The sequence below is a fragment of the Candidatus Zixiibacteriota bacterium genome (assembly GCA_022865345.1).
Classification (GTDB): Bacteria; Zixibacteria; MSB-5A5; order MSB-5A5; family RBG-16-43-9; genus RBG-16-43-9.
Genome location: JALHSU010000050.1, coordinates 1 through 3,548 on the forward strand (window position 1 = coordinate 1; position 3,548 = coordinate 3,548).

Annotated in this window: 3 protein-coding genes; all 3 read left to right on the top strand. The window is 41.1% G+C overall.

The annotated features are described in order from the left end of the window. A partial coding sequence (locus MUP17_02125) for a hypothetical protein (protein ID MCJ7457771.1) occupies window positions 1-208 on the top strand: 208 nt, incomplete at its 5' end. Next, window positions 209-2,164 (top strand): tetratricopeptide repeat protein, encoded by a 1,956-nt coding sequence (locus MUP17_02130; protein MCJ7457772.1) that lies wholly within the window; start codon window positions 209-211, stop codon window positions 2,162-2,164. It abuts the gene before it with no gap. Window positions 2,165-2,532: 368 nt separating this feature from the next. After that, window positions 2,533-3,548, top strand: a 1,016-nt coding sequence (locus MUP17_02135; protein ID MCJ7457773.1) for a tetratricopeptide repeat protein, incomplete at its 3' end; no start/stop codon positions are given.

Below are 3,548 nucleotides of genomic sequence, written 5' to 3' on the forward strand. Positions count from 1 at the left end.
AAAACCAGCCGAAACAAGCTCAGTTCCTTACTCCACATCAAAATTTAACTTTCTTATAGCTTTCCTCTGCGGGCTTTTGATCTCAGCCCATTTTATCTCCTCCCTTTTCCCCAAAAGCCGGCTCTGGGGGATAAACCATTTAGCTTATTTCCCCTTGTGGGTGAGGCTTGTTTTCACAATACCAGGACTTTTGACCCTCGTGCCCTGAGTGAACTCAAGAGTTTACAAACTGCTTGAACAAATCCTCTCTTTTTTTCAGAGGATTGTCCCCAAGAGAGAAGTTCTCATCGCTTCGCTTTTAGCTGTGATTTCTATGTTCTTCTTCTGGCTCTTGAGAACAAGGACGCATTTCCTGGGAGACGGGTATGCATTAATCTCGCATTTAGAATCTGAGCAATACTTGCGAACTGGCTTTGAGGTCTTAGAGATTTACATTCATCTGTATCTGTACAAATTCCTGCAACTCTTTTTTGCACCTTCAGCTGAGTCGATATATGTTGGCTTAAGCATTTTCGGAGGTGGGGTCTTTGTTTTCATCTTATTTTTCCTGACAAAAGCCCTCTCAGAAGATAGGTTCGATAGGCTATTCATCTTTTCAATATTCATTCTTGGTGGAGCAACTGAACTCTTCTTGGGCTATGCAGAGAATTATACATTAGTATATGTTAGCCTCTTAGCATATCTTTACTTCTCTTTGAGGTACATTCAAGGCAGGACTAAGATCTACTTGCCTATTTTTCTTTGTGTATTAGCTACTGGTTTGCATTTCTCTTCCGGCTATTTTTTCCCATCACTTTTCTTTCTTCTTGCCTTGAAAAGGAAAAAAGGGGAACTCGTTGTCAGAATAAGAAAGGCCATTCCTTATCTTTTGGTTCTGGCATTTCTTTTTGGCCTGTCAATCTTTTACGTTTCGAGTCTCAATCCAGCTTTATCTGAGATTTTCGTGCCTCTCTTTAAGGGAAGAGCCTACGCACCTGATTATACTCTTCTCTCTGTTCCTCACCTCTTAGATATTCTAAATCAGCATCTGCTTCTATCTCCAGTAGGGATTATACTGCTCGTCAGCTTGGTAATAGTTTTTAAAGATAGACTGAGATGCAAAAACCCTATAATTTATTTTCTCCTTATCGTCTTTTTAGCGCAGATCTCATATCATTTTATTATAGACCCCAAATTAGGGGCGGGCAGGGATTGGGACTTGCTCTCCACTGTAGCATTAGGCTACACCCTGTTAGGAGTTTACTGGTTTATGAATCTCGTTCAATCTAAAAGATATCCCGCTATGGTTTTAATCTTCACAGCTTTTCTCTCTACCCTGCCATGGTTTATGCTTAATACAAATACTGAAAAAGGAATCGATCGATGTAGAAATCTTCTGGATTTAGACTTAAAAAAAAGTCTCTCTGGAAGAGTTACTTTATCCATTTATTACTTTCAACACAAAAGATTTACAGAAGTTGACGAGAGCAAAGCTGAAATCTTTAAATTATTTCCTGAGGACTCATTAAATCGTGCAGCTAAAACTTATATGGACATAGGTAATTATGATAAGGCTACGGAACTACTAAAAAAAGCAATAGAAATAAACCCAGGCTTCCTTGGTGCTTATAATACTTTAGGCTTAATCTATCAAAGACAAGGGAAGATGGATCTGGCTTTAGATGAGTTTCAAAAGGTTGCTCGTTTAAATCCCTATAATTCAGCCGTTCATGTAAATTTAGGCTATACTTTTCTTAACAAAGGAAGATTGGAGGAAGCCTTAGCAGAGTTTAAGAAGGCTGAGAAACTTGGCGAAACAGTCCCTGATGTTTATTCCAATATTGCCTATATTTATTCCAGGTTAGCAGAAACTGAAAAAGCAGTAAAGTCTTATAAAAAAGCGATTAATATAGACCCTGAGTTTTATTCAGCTCATTTTGGCTTAGGCCAGATCTACCTGGAGAGCGATTCCCTGGATGAAGCACTGGGTGAATTTAACCAGGTTCTGAGGTTAAAACCAGATTATGCTTCAGCCTATTATTATCTTGCCTTGGTTTACTCTCGAAAGGGATTAAAAGAAAAAGTAATAGAAGAGTTCGAGTTGTTTTTAAAATATAGCACAGATGAATCTCAAAAAGAAAAAGTAAGAGGCTATCTTCTTAAACTCCGTTCCAACAATCCTTGATTACATCTCTCACATAATTTAAGTTCCTCCGCTGCCATCCTGGAAACGGATCCGGAGCAAGCCCCCGTAGGGTAGGACAGGAGTGGCAACGCCACCACTTTTTCTTTGTAGTGCGTTGACCATGTCAATGCAGTCGCGTAGCAGAGGTTTTAGACCTCTGTGGACCAAGCCCTAAAGGCTCGGCTACGTGATTTCTTATCCTTAGAAGCATTAAATTTAACCCGGAACAGGCTTCAAACCCGCAAGAATTCCACCTTTAAGCCTTTATAATTCCATCAACTTAGCCGATAATTAAAATGGTGAGAAAGCCCCCTTTTTGCATAAAAGGAGGCTAAAAGTCAACTGTTCTATAAGTGTCTATTTTGCAGATGGACGAGCTGAGACTTCCCAAACACAAGGAAAAAATAGGATACCGGGGGAATTCCTATGCGGTAGAGACTGAGTATGATGCTCTGCTCAACCGGGTATCAGTAAGGCTTTTCAAGAACCGCAGACTGGTTTCCTCCAGATCGATCCGCATAAGAGACGGTCAAATTGAAAAATTGACTGAGCGGGAAGAGATAGAAAAGATAAAAGAGAAGATCGCCTATTACCATAGAGAAGAATATGCCCTGCTCATTTCCCTGTTCGAGCTTTCACAAAAATTAAAGCTCAACGGGGACGGGCCGGCTCATCACAGCCTGGGACTGGTTTTTTTAGGCCGGGAGCTTTTAGAGGAGGCAAAAGAGGAGTTTTTACTGGCCTTAGTCAAAACTCCTAATTATTCGCCAGTCTATAACCACCTGGGGATTGTCTATCTGAAATTGGGGATGATCGATGAAAGCATCAAGAATTTTCAAACCGCACTGAAGATCGATTCCGACTTTGCAGATTATCGCCATAACCTGGGAACCGCTTTCTTGGAGAAGAAAAGCTACCTGGAGGCAGAAAAGGAGTTCCAGGAAGCTCTGAAACTGAACCCCAGATACCAGGAGGTTTATCTCAACTTAGGTTTCAGCTGCCTGGAACGGGGGAGAGTGGAGGGCGACATAATCTCTGAGACCATTCTGAAGGAAGCTTTAGACAATTTCAAGAAAGCCTATCAGTTCGGCTTCAAAAAGGACCTGCGCATGGAAGAGCTTCTGCAGAAGGCTTTTACCTGGGAGGATTTATCCCGGATCTATATGCTTCTGAAAAGTCTTTTAACCGAGGGGTCAAGTCTAGAGATAAAATCTCTTTGCGATTATTTCAGTTTGCGTTTCAAGTATGATCCCAAAGTCGTGGAGAAAAAAGAGGTGGAAGATTACCTGCTCCAGCTCTCCCAGGAGATAGTCGAGGGGAAAAACTATCCGGACCTTAGGCACAGCTTGGCTTTAGCCTATATCTTCTACTCCCGGTATATTCT